General features: G+C 61.8%; 14 protein-coding genes. 12 read left to right on the top strand and 2 right to left on the bottom strand.

Annotation, left to right across the window (positions count from 1 at the left end; all coding sequences use genetic code 11):
* The first annotated feature begins 1 nt into the window (after window position 1).
* The 11 genes from WS78_RS11590 to lysC all read left to right on the top strand — a co-directional run bounded on the left by WS78_RS11590 (window position 2) and on the right by lysC (window position 12,724).
* A complete protein-coding gene (locus WS78_RS11590; protein WP_059580559.1) occupies window positions 2-2,287 on the top strand; it encodes a hypothetical protein in 2,286 nt (761 codons plus the stop codon).
* A 67-nt stretch (window positions 2,288-2,354) separates the two neighbouring features.
* Window positions 2,355-7,253, top strand: coding sequence for a transglycosylase SLT domain-containing protein (locus WS78_RS11585; protein ID WP_059580565.1), 4,899 nt, complete (start codon window positions 2,355-2,357; stop codon window positions 7,251-7,253).
* 79 nt (window positions 7,254-7,332) lie between these two features.
* Window positions 7,333-8,898, top strand: a complete 1,566-nt coding sequence (locus WS78_RS11580) for a phage tail fiber domain-containing protein (protein WP_059580568.1) — start codon at window positions 7,333-7,335, stop codon at window positions 8,896-8,898.
* Window positions 8,898-9,302: an XkdW family protein gene (locus tag WS78_RS11575; RefSeq protein ID WP_080595031.1), complete on the top strand. Its 405-nt coding sequence runs from the start codon at window positions 8,898-8,900 to the stop codon at window positions 9,300-9,302. The genes WS78_RS11580 and WS78_RS11575 overlap by 1 nt, the downstream gene beginning before the upstream one ends.
* A 9-nt stretch (window positions 9,303-9,311) precedes the next feature.
* A complete protein-coding gene (locus WS78_RS11570; protein ID WP_043282551.1) occupies window positions 9,312-9,500 on the top strand; it encodes a hypothetical protein in 189 nt (62 codons plus the stop codon).
* Window positions 9,497-9,811: a hypothetical protein gene (locus tag WS78_RS11565; RefSeq protein WP_059580570.1), complete on the top strand. Its 315-nt coding sequence runs from the start codon at window positions 9,497-9,499 to the stop codon at window positions 9,809-9,811. Before WS78_RS11570 ends, WS78_RS11565 begins: the two co-directional genes overlap by 4 nt.
* Window positions 9,801-11,597, top strand: coding sequence for a phage terminase large subunit (terL, locus tag WS78_RS11560; RefSeq protein ID WP_059580574.1), 1,797 nt, complete (start codon window positions 9,801-9,803; stop codon window positions 11,595-11,597). Before WS78_RS11565 ends, terL begins: the two co-directional genes overlap by 11 nt.
* Before the next feature lie 3 nt (window positions 11,598-11,600).
* Entirely contained in the window at window positions 11,601-11,819 is a 219-nt protein-coding gene (locus WS78_RS11555) for a hypothetical protein (RefSeq protein WP_006026405.1), read from the top strand.
* Window positions 11,819-12,274, top strand: a complete 456-nt coding sequence (locus WS78_RS11550; RefSeq protein ID WP_059580577.1) for a lysozyme — start codon at window positions 11,819-11,821, stop codon at window positions 12,272-12,274. Before WS78_RS11555 ends, WS78_RS11550 begins: the two co-directional genes overlap by 1 nt.
* A complete protein-coding gene (locus WS78_RS11545) occupies window positions 12,262-12,606 on the top strand; it encodes a hypothetical protein (protein WP_156437469.1) in 345 nt (114 codons plus the stop codon). The genes WS78_RS11550 and WS78_RS11545 overlap by 13 nt, the downstream gene beginning before the upstream one ends.
* Window positions 12,506-12,724 carry an Rz1-like lysis system protein LysC gene (gene lysC / locus WS78_RS38505; protein ID WP_422647614.1) on the top strand — a complete coding sequence of 73 codons (219 nt, stop codon included), beginning with the start codon at window positions 12,506-12,508 and terminating at the stop codon, window positions 12,722-12,724. Before WS78_RS11545 ends, lysC begins: the two co-directional genes overlap by 101 nt.
* Here lysC and WS78_RS11540 read toward each other — a convergent pair whose 3' ends face one another.
* Window positions 12,725-13,744 (bottom strand): tyrosine-type recombinase/integrase, encoded by a 1,020-nt coding sequence (locus tag WS78_RS11540; RefSeq protein WP_059580584.1) that lies wholly within the window; start codon window positions 13,742-13,744, stop codon window positions 12,725-12,727.
* A 56-nt stretch (window positions 13,745-13,800) separates the two neighbouring features.
* Window positions 13,801-14,820, bottom strand: a complete 1,020-nt coding sequence (locus WS78_RS11535; protein ID WP_059580616.1) for a site-specific integrase — start codon at window positions 14,818-14,820, stop codon at window positions 13,801-13,803.
* Window positions 14,821-15,193: 373 nt separating this feature from the next.
* Between WS78_RS11535 and WS78_RS11525 the strand changes: the two genes are divergently transcribed.
* Window positions 15,194-15,961, top strand: a complete 768-nt coding sequence (locus WS78_RS11525) for a hypothetical protein (RefSeq protein ID WP_059580587.1) — start codon at window positions 15,194-15,196, stop codon at window positions 15,959-15,961.
* The last annotated feature ends 43 nt before the right edge of the window (window positions 15,962-16,004 follow it).

Here is a 16,004-nt window from a genome sequence, read left to right as displayed (position 1 = left end):
GATGGCTAATGTGAACTTCGGCCTGTCCGGCGACGGCGGCGTAGTCACGCAACAGAGCACGTTCGGCGGCGGAGGTTCCACTAGCTTCTCGGGTGGCCCGTCCGGCGCGGGCCAGTCCAGCGGAAGCGTTGTAGCAGGCGGCAACGCGATGCAGTTCGCAGACACCGTCGCGCGGCGTGGCATGCAGAACATCGACACGCTCAACAAGCTGGCGGGAGGGATGCTCCAGCCGTACATCGAAAGGCAGAAGAAGCTCCAATACGCGGAGGGCATGGCCCAAGCAGCTCAGGGCAAGAGCCTCATCGAGATCGAGAACGATCAGCCGTGGTACACGAAGCTGTTCGGCCCGGACGCCACGACGCAGGGCGCACAGGCGTTCAACATGGCGGCTGCTATGCAGGACGCGCAGTCGCAGTTCATGCAGGCGATGCCCCAGCTCCGTGAGAAATCGCCGGATCAGGTGCGGCAGTACATCGTCAGCAAGATGGGCGAGGTGCAGCCCTCGGGCGATCCGTACTTCGATGCGATGGTGCAGCAGGGGCTGGCCGAGCAGCTCCCGAAGATGCTCAGCGCGCACATGGGCCAGTACATGCAATTCACGCAAGAGCAAGCGTACAACGGCTTCACGAACCTCGGCGCATCGGGCGGGCAGGCGCTTCAGGAAACCCTGAAGGCGAACAACAACCTGACGCCGGATGTCGTGGCGCAGGCGCATGCGGACTACACGAACCTTCTCGTGAAGCCCGAGAACATGACGACTGAGGCGTATCAGCGTGGCCTGCGAGATACTGTGCTGAGCAACGCGCAGAATGGGAATTGGCAGGCGGTGCGGGCGATCAAGGACATGCCTGCGTGGCAGGAGATGCCGACGCAGATGAAGGACAACCTTGAGGTACAGGTGCCGCGTCTGGAGCAGGAGTGGGCGCTGAAGAACCCAGCCGCGCGGAACCTGTTCACCTCGCGGGCTGACCTCCAATGGAGCCTGATGTCGGGCGCGACGGGTTTCGACTCGTCGCCGGAAGGGCATGCCAAGCTCGACGCAGTGATGGACACGATGGAGGACTCGAACCGACAGCTTAATGGCGACGCTACGGCGGTGTACAACAACGCCCAGCGGGCGCAGATGCACAAGCTCCTCGATCAAGGCAACTCGAAGAAGCTCGCGCAGTTGCAGAAGCTCCAACTTCAACAGCTCAACTACGATCAGGCAGTGGGGCTCGCGGCCGATGCGATGAACAACAACTCGTTCGCCAAATACGAGAACCTGCCATTCCCAGCGGGCTCTCGCGAACAGGCGGCGGACACGCTGTTCTCGAAGGCGACGAGCCCGCAGTACGCGCAGCAAGCGGACGCTCAGAAGAATATGTGGGACAAGTTGAGCGCTGCGGCCCACTACTCCAGCTATCAGTCCCCGGCACTGAAACAGGTGATGTCCCAGCAACTTCCGGCGCTCGTGTCGGGCAACGGACCCGCAACGGACGACATGCAAACAGCGTTGCTGTATGCGTCGAACCTTCTGCAAGGACCGGGCGGCGCTGAGGCTGTCCAGTCGTACGTCGGATCGGATGCCCCCAAGGTGATCCAGCTCCTCAACAGCGGGGCGAACATCATGGACCCGGAACAGCTCAAGCAGCAGCGCGAACTGATTGCGCGGGCGCAGGGTGTGACGGCCTCCCCACAGGACGTGAAGCTGGCACAGGACACGGTGAGCAAGGCCGATCCCGGCTGGTTCAAGAAGCTCATGCCGTGGGGCGGCAACGAGGCGCTGACACCGTACAACCTGACGGACGGCAACAAGCAGCAGCTCGCCGTTCATGTTGCGCCGATCATCGCGCAATACAAGGCCGCGTACCACATGACGGACGACCAAGCCTCGCAGATGGCGCTCGGGCAGGTGATGAAGAATTCGGACTTCGTGCCGGGTGCATTCATCCTGCACAACGCCGCGCTCGGGCAGACATCATTCGCGGGCTCGGTGAACGTGAAGTATCCGGGCATGGGCGAACAGACGACTGCGGTGTACCAGAACGCCGTCCAGTACGCCATCGATCAGGAGATCGAGAAGGCAGGCGGTGTGGCGAAGGACTGGAAGGTCACATCAGGCGAGAACCTCGGCAACGGCTACATGACTCTGTTCATGACCGGTCCGAACGGCGCACTCAAGCACATCAACATCACGGCGGACACCGTGGGTCGCCGCATCCTCGACACCTACGGGAACAAGCCGGAACACCACGACCCCGACCTCGGGCTCTCAAGCAAAAACGCTTGGGGCTGGGGCTACTAAGCGCGTAGCGGCAGCGGCTTCCAACGAGGCTGCTGCCTCATACGCGTTCCACCTTTTAGGAGAACATATGAACTTCACGCAGGACCAGTTGGATAAACTCGCAGCGAACGACCGCGCAATCGGAGCACCGCAAGGCGCGAGTGCAGCGCAGATTTGGCAGGAATCGCGCAACGATCCGAACGCCGTGTCTCCGACGGGGGCGCTCGGCTACGCACAGGTCATGCCGAAGACGCTGACGAAGGTTGAGGAAGCGCTGGGTCGTCGTCTGGACCCGTCGAACTTCGATGACTCGCTGCAAATCCAGCGCTTCGTCATGACGCAGAACATGCAACGTTTCGGCAACTACGGCGATGCGCTGCGGGCGTACAACTCGGGTTGGAACCCGGCGAAGTGGAACAACGACGAGACGAACGCGTACGTGTCGGCGATCACCGGCGAGGATGGTGTTACGACCTCGGGCGTTCCATTCGTTGCACCGGGCATGGGTAAGGGGCAGGGTATCGACCCTACGCAGACGCCGATGATGAAGGCGCGGAAGATGCGCCAGAACGCGCAGCCGGTGGCAGACGCACTCATGGACGATGCCGCGTTCGATAGCACGCCGCTGCGCAGCTCGTTGGACAGCATGGGCCTCGAAGACACGGCGTACGCTGAGTCGGCGGCAGGTATCCGATCGTTGAGTGAGAAGGCGGGCTTCGCGGAGTCGTTCGTCCAAGCGGCACATTGGGATACACTTGCGGGCCGCCTGCAAGATGCTTTTCAAGCAGGCGCGCCTGATCCGAATTGGAGAATGAGCGATGCTCAGAAACACTACGTGGCGACGGAAGCGCCCGAGATTTGGGCTGACAACCACCTCCGCGATTACGTGGGCGGTGCGTTCTCGCAGGCCGACTACGAGCGCCGTCTCGGCATGGCGCAGCAACAGGCAGACTTCCAGCGCCGAGCCGCGCAGAGCGGCTGGACTTCCACGGCCGGTCAGCTTCTCGCAGGTGCAGGCGATCCGGTCATGCTGGTCGCTACGCTTGGCGCAGGATCAATTGCGAACGCGGCGCGTGCGGCATTCGCGGTTCGCGCGGCAGAGGGCGTAACCGGCGTCGTTAGTTCGATGGCGGAGGGCGCGGCGGGCAACATGCTCGCTGCGCACGCCATCACACGGATGGACAACGGCAGTGATAACTGGCCCGAGCTGTTCAGGCAGGGCGTGCTGGGTGCAATGCTCGGCGGGGTCGGGCATGCTGCTGGGCTCATGGGCGAGGTCCGAGCGAAGGTCGAGCCGGAGGTCGGGGCAAAGCTGGATGGTCACGCACTCGACGCCCACATCGCAGGTCAGAACGAGCGCATCGACGACATCATAGGCCGGGCGGCTGGTGAGACTCGCTCAGAAGACTCGAACGCAGGCATTCATGCTAGCGATCCACTGGCAGGCAACAAGATCGTAACCGAGACGGAGACTCGCGCAGGCGATCACGGGTCAGGCGATTCGAAGATCGCAGACGCGGTGGAGGAGTTCAAGGCTGAGCAGGCTGAAAAGGCAGAGGCGGAAGCCCGCGCCAAGGATGCTGAAAAGCTGGAGCCGGAGGAGCGCCAGTCGCGTGAAGACGCAGCCACCAACGACGCTACGGAGCGCGATGTGGTGAGTGGTGCCGAAGACCGGATCAATGACGAATGGGCGAACGCCGAAGCCGTCCGAATGGGTAATGTGAGGGACGAGATGCTCAGCAATTCCGAGCGGGCTCGCGGCGCAAGCACAGACTCTCACACCGAACTGATGCGACTGGCGACGGACGCACAAGACCCGATGGTTCGGGCGCTGGCCCGTCGCCTCATGGAGACGCAGGAAGGCCGCAGCGCGGCAGCGATCTTTGAGCATCCCGGTAGCGCACAGAAGGGCGGCAATGCCCGGAGCCATTACAACCCGGCGACCCACGAGATTCATACGTGGGCGCACGACGCGATCGATCATCCGGTACACGCTGCGAAGCGTGCTGTAGGCCAGTCGCCGCGAGGCGGGTTGAACCGTGACGAGATGATGCTGCATGAGATCGCCCATAGCGTCACGGCGCAGAAGGTCGCATACGGCAAGCGCATGCCGCAGTCCGCACACGGCCAGCTCGTAAGCCAGCTCGACAAGCTGCGCCAGCGCGCTCTGCGCGAGTACAAGGGCACGGACGCCAACACGCGCTACTACCTGAAGAACGTGGACGAGTTCGTTGCCGGTCTGTACAGCGGCCAGTCCGCATTCATCGACCACCTGAAGTCGCTAAAGGTCAAGAACGGGAACATCCTGTCGAAGACCGTAGACGCAGTGCGCGCGCTGCTGGGCCTGAAGCCGGGTGAGGTGAACATGCTGACGAAAGCGCTCGGCTTGTCCGATCACCTCGTGAGCACGCCGCTCCGCGCGGACCTTCCATACGCCCGCCCCACCGGTCGCTCGGTTCTCACGGCTCCGGGCGTTGCCCGCGAAGATGTTCCGCTCGGCGTGCTCGCGCAGAAGATGGCAGACCAACTGGAGAACTGGAAGGAGGTGCTGCCGAAGGAGACGGAGAAGCTCCGCCGTAATGCCTCGACGTGGTACGACTCGATCCGGGGCAAGAAGATGGGCGCGGTCGGCAAGGCCGTCGCCATGCTGGACTCGGTTGGCATGACGCTGGGCCGCTCGGCGAACAAAGACGTACGCCACATCGCGTCCATGCTGGCCGAAGACCCGACCGGTGTGAACCGCCAGCACTCCACGTCCGCAGCCATTGACAAGGTGATCCTCGCGTCGAACTGGCGCAAGCCGGTTGCCGAGGTATGGCACCGTATCTTGCCCGAGCTGATGACGAACGAGGAGCGTGTGCGGTGGTCGCAGGGCATCTTCGCGGGCGACGCCGAGAAGCGCATCTCGCGACTGGTGCAGGAGGAGCGACTGGCAAACCGCAACGCGCGCCTGTCCGGCGAGGAGTACGTCTCGCAGGCTCATCCGCTCGTGAAGCAGATGGCGGCTGTCATCGACGGCATGTGGAAGGACATGACGGAAATGGGGGCGAAGTACGGAGAGGCGAAGTCCACGGCTATCGGCAAGCGCGGCTGGCAGGGCTACTTGCCATACGCGTGGGACTGGCGTGAGCTTCAGTCGATGTACAACGATCCGGCGCGAGCGGGCGAGTGGAACTCGTTCAAGGGCATGCTACGCCAGCAGTACATGGCGAAGGTGATCGAACCTGCGCTCGACAAGTTGAACAAGGCAGGCCCGGCTACGCAGGACGCGACGATGGAACTGCACCGGAAGGTCCGCGAGCAGGCAGCCAACCTCACGGATCGTTACCTGACGCAGATCATTCGTGACCCGGAAGCACGTATTGCGGGCTCGGACGACCACTTCGGTGCGGTCGCGGCGGACATGCTCAAGGCGGACTACAAGGGTAAGAAGGTCACGGGGGTGATGGCCGACGAGTTCAAGAAGGCACTCGTCGATGTCATCTCGGATCGTACTCGCACGGAGTTCGACCTGCTGGCCCGCCAGCCGGACGGCGTGCGTCTGCTCGATTACATCGACACGGACATCGGGCGGATGACTGAAGGCCAGTCCAGCGAGTTCGCAGGTCGGATTGCTCTGGCGAAGCGCGGCCTGAAGGACGACGCGCACTGGACTGCGATGAAGGACGCGCTCGTATCCCGTGGCGCAAACCATGAGGAGATGAACGCGCTGGACTTCCTGCATAAGAGCCTCACGGATCGCCTTGGTAACAAGGACAACGTGGTGGCGCAGTTCCTCGCGCAGACGGCCCACATGAGCATGATGGGTAAGCTGGGCTTCAACGCTCTGGCGGACGCTGCATCGATCATCGCGTCGTCGGGCGTGAACGGCATGTTCAAATCCATCTTCAACGGGATGGGTAAGGACACCGCGCTGATGAAGCAACTGAACCGCGTGGCGTCGTCAGCGATGGGGCTGGATCACCGCCTGCACTTCGGCGAGACGCGTGCGGGCGCTACGCTCAATCACACGGGCTCGGCGCTTCAGGACTCGGCTATGTGGCGGCGGATCGGGTATCAGGGCATGGACATCGTTGGCAAGCTCTCGGGCGCGCACTACGTTGCCAAGGCTCTGCATCGTGGCTTCGTCCCCCTGCTGGCTGAAGACCTCGCGAAAGCGATCAGCGGCTCGACCATCGAGAATGGCGTCATCACCGGCACGGGGCATACGCATCTGAACCCGGCCCGTCTCGTGGACTCGGGCCTTACGGCAGATCGTGTGGCCCGGATCAAGGAAGCCATCGCAACTCACGACGCCAACCGCAAGGATGGCGAGCTGTTCTCGTGGGACGCGTGGGACCGCACGCATCCGGGTGCGGCCGAGGACATGATTGGGGCCATCCACCGCGTTACCGGGCAGGCGCTCCAGCGTGCCTACATTGGCGAGACACCGCGCTGGCTCAGTGAGGGCATTGTCGGGAAGTACGCCGGGCAGTTCAAGAAGTACGGCATCACTGCGCAGGAGAAGCAGCTCATGCGAAATGCGTTCATCGCTGACCGCAACTCCGCGACGGGTTTCGTCATGGGTACGGCATGGGGCGCTGCCCTGTACTACGCTAAGACGATGGCCTCGACGGCAGGCATGACGGACGCCCAGCGGGAGAAGTACGTCCGTGAGCATATGCACGGTATCCATCTCGCGAGCGGTATCGCAGTCATGACGAACGTGTCCGGGATGCTGGGCGACGGCCTCGATGCGGCGAACGTCCTTATGGGCGGACAGACGAACGCGGGTGGGTCGCCCATCGTGGCGCTCGGGCAGCTTCAGGCCATGTCCAAGGCGGCAGGTGCAGTCGGCGGCGCTGCCCTCGGCGTGCTGAACGGCGGCACGAATCCGCTGACGGATAAACCCGTTAACTACGTCAAGAATGCCCGCACGGCAATGCGCGTCCTTCCGGGCGCGAACACCCTCATCGGCTCCGCGCTTGCGAACGAGCTGAATCAGTAAGTCGGAACCCGCCCAGCGGCGCTGGGTGGGCCTCCGCAATTTCGTTCCCCTCTAAAGACACTAACAACAGGAGGCCAACATGGCAGCGGACTATCTCGTCCCGTGGCTGGACGCGTCGGGTCAGGGTGGCCTGCGCAACTCGATGCTTGTCGCTTCGGGCGACGGCTCGACCAAGACATTCAGCTTCAACTTCGCTGGTGGGTACATCAGCAAGGATCACGTGAAGGCGTACACGTTCGACCCGATCACGGGCCGGACTACGCCGCTCGTCATCACGTCGGGCATGTGGACCGGCCCTAGCCAGATCACGCTGGGAGCGCCCGTAGCATTGGGCCAGTACATCGTCATCTACCGGGACACGCCACGCGGCACGCCGCTGGTGAGCTTCAAGAACGGCTCCGTCCTGAACGAGCCGAACCTCGACGAAATGGCCGAGCAGGGTGTGTTCGTCGCGGCGGAAATGGCCGACCGATTCGACTTGCTGAATGATGGCTCGTCCAAGGCGATCATCGATTCGGCAACTGCACTCAACACGGCAAACGCAGCGACCGCTACCGCAAAGCATGCAGATGGAAATGCAGCATTCGCAGTCGATCAATCGAATGCCGCCCGAGGAGATGCCACGTTCGCTGTCAATACTGCGGGTGCGGCGAAAGCAGTCGCAGACGGCATCGACGGGAAGGCTCAGCAGGCGCTTGATAATTCCAAGTCGGCCGTGAATACGGCCAACATCGCGCAGTCAGTTGCAAACGGCATCGACGCCAAGGCGCAAAGTGCTCTCGACAACTCCAAGTCGGCCGTGAACAGCGCAAGCAGCGCTGATACGGCTGCGGCAAATGCAGTTAGCACGGCGAACGGCATCGACGCGAAGGCTACGCAGGCTCAGTCTGATGCTGCGGCGGCTGTCGCCACGGCGAATGCTGCGGTACAGAAGTCCGGCGACAAGATGAGCGGGGCGCTTTATGTGCCGCAAGTTATTCTGAATTTCGGGCTGGAGGGAGACGGCTCTGCGCCGGGCATCTACAACGATCCCCGTAAGAGAAACATCGTGTTCCGCTCTGGACCGCCCGGCGCATACAAATACTCGTATTTCGGCGAAGACGGCGCGCTGGTTTTGAGCGCGCGGCCTGGCTGGGGCGCAACGCCTTGGGATACCGATAACTTCGATCCAAATGGAAAGCTGACGAAGGGTGAGGATGTTGGTTGGAGGCTTCGCCTCACTGCCTCGAACTGGCAGGCAGACTTGGGGCTGCGATCCGGGTACAACGACAACACATGGGCGTACATCCGAGCACGTCAAGGCGGCGGCGTCGAAATCATCAACAACGCCTACAGCGCAGTAACGTGGGCCGTGGATGATTGGGGCAACATGTTCTCGCGAGGCTCGCATCGCATGACGCCGGACGGAAACTGGTGGTTCGAAAACCGAGGCTGGTCGAACGATGTGCTGAATGATCTCTACAACCGATCAGCTCCGCGTGAATGTCAGTTCAACTCTGGCGCGGTTGAATTCGGGCCGCTCACGGCAGGTGCAACCCTTCAGGCACCTAATCCGTACGTGATGATCGGCTTGCGGACAGCAAGTTCCGATTACATGCGGATGGGCGAGCAGTTTATTCGATGCGTCACTATCAGGACGTACTGATGATTACCAACGAACAACTCACATTCTGCGTGCAGCAGCTCTATCCGGGCACGGCGAACGGCCAAGATTACTGGATCGGCCATGCAGTCGATGCAAATGGGAATCAGCGTGCTCCCGCAGCGATCTTCAGATGGGGACGAACTGACCTACGTCCCCCGGCCCCCTCTGAAATTGGACCGCTGTGGGCTCAGTACGAGCGAGCTTTCAATTCTATGAAGGCCGATCGAGCAGCGCGCAATAGACGCGAGGCTTTGCTCAAAGCAGCGGACGCCGCCGTGGGGCGGGCAGCGGATGCCGGAATGGACCCAACACCATTCCGGAAGTACCGCCAAGCATTGCGAGATATCACCGCGCAGTCTGGCTATCCGATGAGCATCGACTGGCCGGAGGAACCAACTATCTAAGGAGAACAAATGAACAGCCGCGAAGTAGCATCGGCAGTAGTTCAGGCTGCACCTCCGGTCTACACGAGCGGCTCCCTTATCCTAGGGCACCCGCTCTCGGACTGGATCATGTACGGCACGGGCGTCTACCTCGTGCTGCAATTCATCGTAATCGCACCGAAGGTGTACCGAACCCTGACCGGGAAGGAGAAGAAGTGAGCAAGACCGCCAGCAGCGAATCGCTGGCGGAACTGCATGCGCTCGTAGCCGAGACGTTCAAGACGCTCGTTCAAGACGCCGACCTCTGCAACGCCGCCATCCTCGGCGCGGCAACGAAGTTCCTGAAGGACAACAACATCACGGCAGTTGTGGAAGACAACACGGTCCTGTCCGAGATGCAGAAGAAGATTCAGGAGATGCAGGCGCGGCGAAAGCAGCGCAATGTGGTTCCGCTGGTTCCGCAGACCGAAGTAACCGACGACGAGGCAGCCGCCGCCGTCGAGCAAGCCATCGCGCTGAATGGCTCGTGAGTCAGTAGAACTCGCGATCCAGCGCATCGAGCAGCTCACCCTCCTACAAGAAGCCTACCCTCACTTCGTCCCGTTCTGTGAAGACGGGATGATTGAACTCGGCTTCTCGCTCTCGGAGGTGCAGGCTGACATCGCTGAGTTCCTTGAGTACGGCCCGCACTACCTCATGGTGCAGGCTCAACGCGGTCAAGCGAAGACCACCATCTGCGCACTGTTCGCAGTCTGGTGCCTCATCCACGACCCGAAGTTCCGCGTGCTGATTATCTCGGCTGGCGGCACTCAGGCGAACGAAATCTCAACCCTCATCGTCCGCGTCATCATGACGATGGACATCCTTGAATGTCTCCGCCCCGACCGCAACGCGGGCGACCGAACCTCGGTCGAGGCATTCGACGTGCATCACACCCTCAAGGGTCTGGACAAGTCGCCATCGGTGGCGTGCGTCGGCGTCACCGGCAACCTGCAAGGTAAGCGTGCCGACCTGCTTATCGCGGACGACATTGAGAGTGCGAAGAACTCCCTGACGGAGCACCAACGTCAGGCGTTGCTTCAACTGACACGGGACTTCCCATCCATCTGCTCGACGGGGCGAATCGTCTACCTCGGTACACCGCAGTCGATCAACTCCATCTACAACACGCTGCCGGGCCGGGGCTACACCGTCCGCATCTGGCCGGGGCGTTACCCGACTGCGGCTCAGATGGAGAACTACGGCGACATGCTCGCGCCGTTCATCATGCGCCGCATCCTTGCGGACCCGTCACTCCAGACCGGAGGCGGGATGCTCGGCGACCAAGGCCAGCCCGTAGACCCGGAGCTGCCAGCAGGCGTCGAGAGCTTCCTCGCGAAGAAGGAGCATGACCAAGGCCCGGCGTACTTCCAGCTCCAGCACATGCTGAACACGAAGCTGGCGGACTCGGAGCGCTTCCCGCTGCGCCTCGCCAAGATCATGACGATGCGCTTCGCGGAGCTGTTTCCTCTCGGCATCACGCCGGGACTGCTTGCGCACGAGACGATCAAGTACCAAGTCAACGGCACGACGTACACGATGGGTATCCCGTCCAGCGTCGAGCGCGACCGTGCGCCACTGCAAGGCATCGTCATGTACGTGGACCCGGCAGGCGGTGGCAAGAACGGCGACGAGACGGGCTACGCCGTCGTCGGCTTCCTGAACGGCACGTTATTCGTGGCGGAAGTCGGCGGCATCAAGGGCGGCTTCGACCCGGAGGGCTTCAAGTTCCTCGCGGGCATTGCCCGGAAGTGGAAGGTGAACCGAATCCTCGTCGAGAAGAACTTCGGCAACGGTGCGTACTTGCACTCATGGCTCCCGATCCTCCGCGCCGAATACCCGCAGACGGTGGGCGACGGCTGCGCCATTGAGGAGACGTGGGAATCCGGGCAGAAGGAGCTGCGGATCATCGACGTGCTCGAACCGATCATCGCGCGCGGCTCGCTCGTTTTCAACGATGACATCCCGCGTGACGAGGAGAAGTCCCTCCAGCGCTACCCGGTGGAGAAGCGTCCGAGCTACTCCCTGCTTCACCAGATCGCGCACATCACGCGCGACAAGAACGCTCTCCAGCACGACGACCGACTGGACGCCCTCGCGGGCGCTTGCCGGTATTGGGTCGAGCAGATGGGCGTCAATCAGGAACGCGCAATCGAGCGCCTGCGTGAGCAGGAGTTCAACGACTGGATCAAGAACCCACTGTCGCGCGTGGACTACCGAACCAATCCCACTGGACGCCGAAGCGGCGGCTCAGCTTTCAACAAATACCGGAGGTAACTCATGCTTGTAACCGATCTGCCGAACATCCGCGAGGCGTACGCCCAAGGCGACGACTTGCGCTGGGACACGTCGCAGGCTGTCACCCGCATCGAAGAAGCTGCTGCGCGCGGCGCGGGGGGCGTGGCATCCGCAGCGACGCTGCGCGACTTCTTCATCGTTGCTGCGAACGCCGCACATGCTGCTACCGGCGACAAGCTCAAGACGGTGAAGCTCGCCTAATGGCACGCGTTAGCGCTGCCGTGATCGCGGCAGCGCTTGCAATTAGCGTCCCGCTCACACTCACCTACGAGGGCACTCGCACCACCGTCTACCTCGACCCGGTTGGCATCCCCACGGCGTGTACCGGTCACACCGGAGCTGACGTGCGGGTAGGGCGGGTGTACTCGCCAGCCCAATGCACCCAACTCCTGAACGCGGATTCCGCCGAGGCGATGGGTGCTGTGCTGGACCTGACCACAGGCCCGATCAACGCGAACGAGCTGGCCGCGTACACCGACTTCGTGTTCAACGTCGGGCGCGGCAATTTCGCCAGATCGACCCTCCGCAAGAAGTTCAACGCGGGCGACCATCGCGGTGCCTGCGAGGAGCTGAAGAAGTGGGTCTACGCCAAAGGCGTGAAGCTGCGCGGACTGGTGCTGCGCCGTCAGAAGGAATACGAGGTATGCACCCAATGACCGACCGGATCATCGCCGTACTGCTGGGCCTGCTCCTCGTGGGCGGGCTCGGCTTCACGGCCTACACGGAACACCAGCGGGCGAACGCTGCCCAGCAGCAGGTTGCCTCCCTGACGGCCAGCCTCGCGGCGAACAAGGCTGCCATAGACGCGTACACACACGCCGCTCAACAGACTGTCGCGAGAGCTTCCACCAACCAGACGAAGGTATCCAATGCACTCCAAGCGAACCCTGACTGGAGCAGCACTGCTGTTCCTGACGCTGTGTGGGACAGCCTGTACGGCAACCGTCCCGCTGCGTCCACCGGCGACACTGCTTCAGCCGTGCGCTGAGCCTACGCCGCCGACCGACCATACCCTCGGTGGGCTCGTCCAGTCCGTCCATGACTACCAGACGGCGCTGGACTTCTGCAACGCGCAGCTCGATGCGCTGCGCGCCTTCTTCAAGTAGTCATCCCAGCTTCTTCGCCAAGTCCTTTGCACGCAGGTGCGTGTACTTGCGCATCATGGATTGAGTCTTGTGGCCCGTGATCGACATCACCTCGGTGTCGGTCAGACCCAGCTCCACAAAACGGGTAGTGGCGTCGTGCCGCGAGTCATGGAACGTCAAGTCTTTGATTCCAGCCCGGTCGCGAGCACGGATGAACGCACGCTTCACGGCATCACTCGTCAGGCCAACCCATACGCGGCCCGTTGTGCGGTCGCCTATCACGGACTTCAATATCTCCGCAGCGCGAGTGCTTAGCGGGACGGTGCGGGCCTCCTCGGTCTTTGTGCCGCCAGCGCGCAGGCCGACGAATCGACCATCTAGATGTACTTGTTCGATCTCCAGCTTGATGATTTCGCCCTGTCTCATACCTGTCTCCAGAGCCAGCTCAACAACATCGGCGAGGTAGCTCTGCCGACCAGAACGCGAGTGCGTCTGCCGACAGGCAGCGAGCAAGGCGACTTTCTCGTCGTCGGTGAGGCGGCGCTCACGCGCTGGGCTGTTCTTGGGACGGCGGACTTCAGATACGGGATTGACCGGAGCGCCAAGTCCCCACTCTTTACGGGCTGTCTCCAGTACGTGATGCAGAAGGTTCATCTCCCGGTTGACCGTAGACCCCGACACGGGCCTGCCGTCAGTACCGGCCAGCCTGCGGTCGCGCCAGTTCGCCACGACGGCGGGTGTGAGCTTGCCGACCGAGTACGAGCCGATCTCGTCCCGCTGGATGGCCTTGAGCCGCCACGTCTCTGAGGATTCCCCCTTCTTGCTTGGCGTAACGTCCCGAAGGTAGCGATCAATAACATCGCGGAGGAGGGCTGAGCCGTCTAGATTTTGGAAGCGTCCAGCGTTGATTGCTGCCTCAGTATCGATGATCCACTTCTCGGCCTCTTTGCGAGTCGGGAATGTGGCGGACTGTGCGGGGTATCCGGCTTTGCGAACCTTGCCCGTCCAATGCCCGTTCGGGCGTTCCTGTAGCGTACCCATGTTACTCTCGTTGATTGTCGTGCTGCCTTTTAGTGTCTCCGAAGTGGTGTCGGCTGTCAACCTAGTTTCTTCGCGAGGTCTTCTGCTTTCAGGTGCGTGTACCGTTTCAGCATTGCGAGCGTCTTGTGCCCGGTGATGCTGGCGACCTCGACCGTCTGCAATCCCAGCTCGAAGAAGCGACTCGTCGCCTCGTGGCGCAGATCGTGCAGTCGGATGCCGACGAGCCATTGAGGATCGACGGGGCGCTCCAGCACGCGGCATGTGGACTCGTACAGACCCCGCGCTCGCTGCACGGCACGGCAGAAAGCCCGCGTAAGGGCGTTCGCAGTGACGGCGAAGGGTACGGTGTACCCGGTGTCCTTGCGGGCCTGTAGAACGGCTGTAGCGACGCTGGACAGCGGCACGGTACGAGGCGTGTCAGTCTTCGTCAGCGGCAGGTGCGCGGTGCGGCGTTCCAGATCGATGTTCTCCCAGCGGAGGGTCGCCAGTTCGCCGCGACGCATGCCGGTTGCTACGGCGAGCCGGATGAAGTCCCGCAGGTCGGGTGATTCCGTCGCGTCGATGATGGCTTGAATCTCGTCAGGGTGGAGCCGCCGATCACGGCCTTGCGGCTTCCGTGGCTTGATGACCTTCGGGATGCCGGAAGGCAGGACGATGCCCCATTCTCGGGTTGCCAGCGTAAGCGCCCGGTTCAGCAGGTTTAGCTCGTGGATGACCGTTTGCGGGGATACGTCCTTGAGTCGGGCGTCACGGTAGCCGACGAGATGGGATGAGGTGAGGGCGGTCAGCTTGTACGCGCCGAGTTGCTTCTTGAGCTTCTCCGCACGCCCCTTGTCGCTGCCGCCGCTGCGCTTGGTCGGAGACACGTCTCGGGTGTAGCGGTCGAGCAGGTCGGCGACGGTGGTGCGGTCGGCTTCGTCCGTGCTGACGAACAGCCCTCGGTCCATTTCGGCTTCGACAATGCGGCCCCATTCGAGGGCTTCTGTTTTCGTGTCGAACTTCTTTGAGCGTGCGGGAAAGCCCTTCTTTCGGACTTGGCACATCCATCCATTGTCGCGCTTGCTTACGGTCGCCATACGGCCTCGGGAGAGGTCGTCGGTGTGACTGGAGTGTGACTGAAAGCTGCTCAGTTGGATACAAGCCGCGCCCAGCAAGGCGCGGCGACACACGAGCAACGGCCTTCTAAGCCGTAGGTCACACGTTCGAATCGTGTAGGGCGGGCCAGAATTCTTCGGTTATTCAACTGCTTACAATCTCGCCTTAACCACGTGGTTAAGATTGGATACATGTCTGATGCATTCTCATTGTGGCGAGATCCTACCTTCCGGCTCGCGCTTCGCTTAGACTGCCGGGCCAAAATTTGATGAAGATTCGGCGCGTCCTGTGCGTTGACTGCCCGCGCGGTATCATTCACGGCAGCATCGGTCAGTTCTCGAAGAAAAGATAGCCGTGAGCGATCAACACTTCTACAGCGACATCAGATTTTGGCAATTCGCGGTGGCGTTCATCGCCTTATTGCTTACACAACTGCCTCCAGTTCGACTTTGGTTTAAGCGCGCTAAGCTCGATGTCGAGTGCTTCGACAGAATTGTTCTGGACGAGGAAGTTGGCTCGCCGTATGCGCAGTGGCGTCTTTCGATCACTAACACTGGGGGAAGAGAGATCCGAATTCAGAAGATCACTCTTGCAGTGGCACGCGGGCAAGAGCGAAGAGAACTTGTGGCACGCGGGTATTTCGAGAAATTGTCCGACCAGAAGCCCACGCTGTTCACGCCGTTTCGCCTCCAGCCACGCGAGGAATGGGGGCATGGCGTGAATTTCGTCCGAATCGCGACGCGAGAAGCAAAGCAGGCGTTCAGTAGGGCCGCTAAGGCGATGAAAGACAACATCTTGACTAAGCGCGTCGGCCTCCCGAAAGACCATCCAGACATAGAGGCGGACCTGCCGCTGGTACAACCGCTGCTTGCACTGTTCGATGCGGACTTCTTCTGGATGGCGGGTGAGTACGAAGTCACTCTCCGCATTGGGACGAACGTCCCCAAAGCTGATTTAAGCCGGTCGTTCAGGTTTACTCTCTTTGAGTCGGACAGCGACCAACTGCGGGCACACCGCGATCAATTCAAGTTCGGTAACGGGGTGTATTACCGCCTCCCGCCGGTCGAGCCACATTTCGCTGAGGTTCACCCAGTCATGTCGGACACGGAGATCCAAGATTGATTGAGGTTTCCGCGAGACAGCCCCCCCGCTGGCTCGCCGAGTT

The organism is Burkholderia savannae, from assembly GCF_001524445.2.
GTDB classification, from domain to species: domain Bacteria; phylum Pseudomonadota; class Gammaproteobacteria; order Burkholderiales; family Burkholderiaceae; genus Burkholderia; species Burkholderia savannae.
Note: the sequence above shows the minus strand (reverse complement) of the source record. Positions and strands in the feature narration are given on the sequence as shown.

What these genes read in the sequence shown, in the direction of transcription:
- WS78_RS11580 (WP_059580568.1), top strand. Translation starts at nt 7,333, where the DNA reads ATGGCAGCGGACTATCTCGTCCCGTGGCTGGACGCGTCGGGTCAGGGT.
- WS78_RS11590 (WP_059580559.1), top strand. Translation starts at nt 2, where the DNA reads ATGGCTAATGTGAACTTCGGCCTGTCCGGCGACGGCGGCGTAGTCACG.
- WS78_RS11550 (WP_059580577.1), top strand. Translation starts at nt 11,819, where the DNA reads ATGGCACGCGTTAGCGCTGCCGTGATCGCGGCAGCGCTTGCAATTAGC.
- WS78_RS11570 (WP_043282551.1), top strand. Translation starts at nt 9,312, where the DNA reads ATGAACAGCCGCGAAGTAGCATCGGCAGTAGTTCAGGCTGCACCTCCG.
- WS78_RS11535 (WP_059580616.1), bottom strand. Translation starts at nt 14,820, where the DNA reads ATGGCGACCGTAAGCAAGCGCGACAATGGATGGATGTGCCAAGTCCGA.
- WS78_RS11540 (WP_059580584.1), bottom strand. Translation starts at nt 13,744, where the DNA reads ATGGGTACGCTACAGGAACGCCCGAACGGGCATTGGACGGGCAAGGTT.
- WS78_RS11585 (WP_059580565.1), top strand. Translation starts at nt 2,355, where the DNA reads ATGAACTTCACGCAGGACCAGTTGGATAAACTCGCAGCGAACGACCGC.
- WS78_RS11545 (WP_156437469.1), top strand. Translation starts at nt 12,262, where the DNA reads ATGCACCCAATGACCGACCGGATCATCGCCGTACTGCTGGGCCTGCTC.
- WS78_RS11575 (WP_080595031.1), top strand. Translation starts at nt 8,898, where the DNA reads ATGATTACCAACGAACAACTCACATTCTGCGTGCAGCAGCTCTATCCG.
- terL (WP_059580574.1), top strand. Translation starts at nt 9,801, where the DNA reads ATGGCTCGTGAGTCAGTAGAACTCGCGATCCAGCGCATCGAGCAGCTC.
- WS78_RS11555 (WP_006026405.1), top strand. Translation starts at nt 11,601, where the DNA reads ATGCTTGTAACCGATCTGCCGAACATCCGCGAGGCGTACGCCCAAGGC.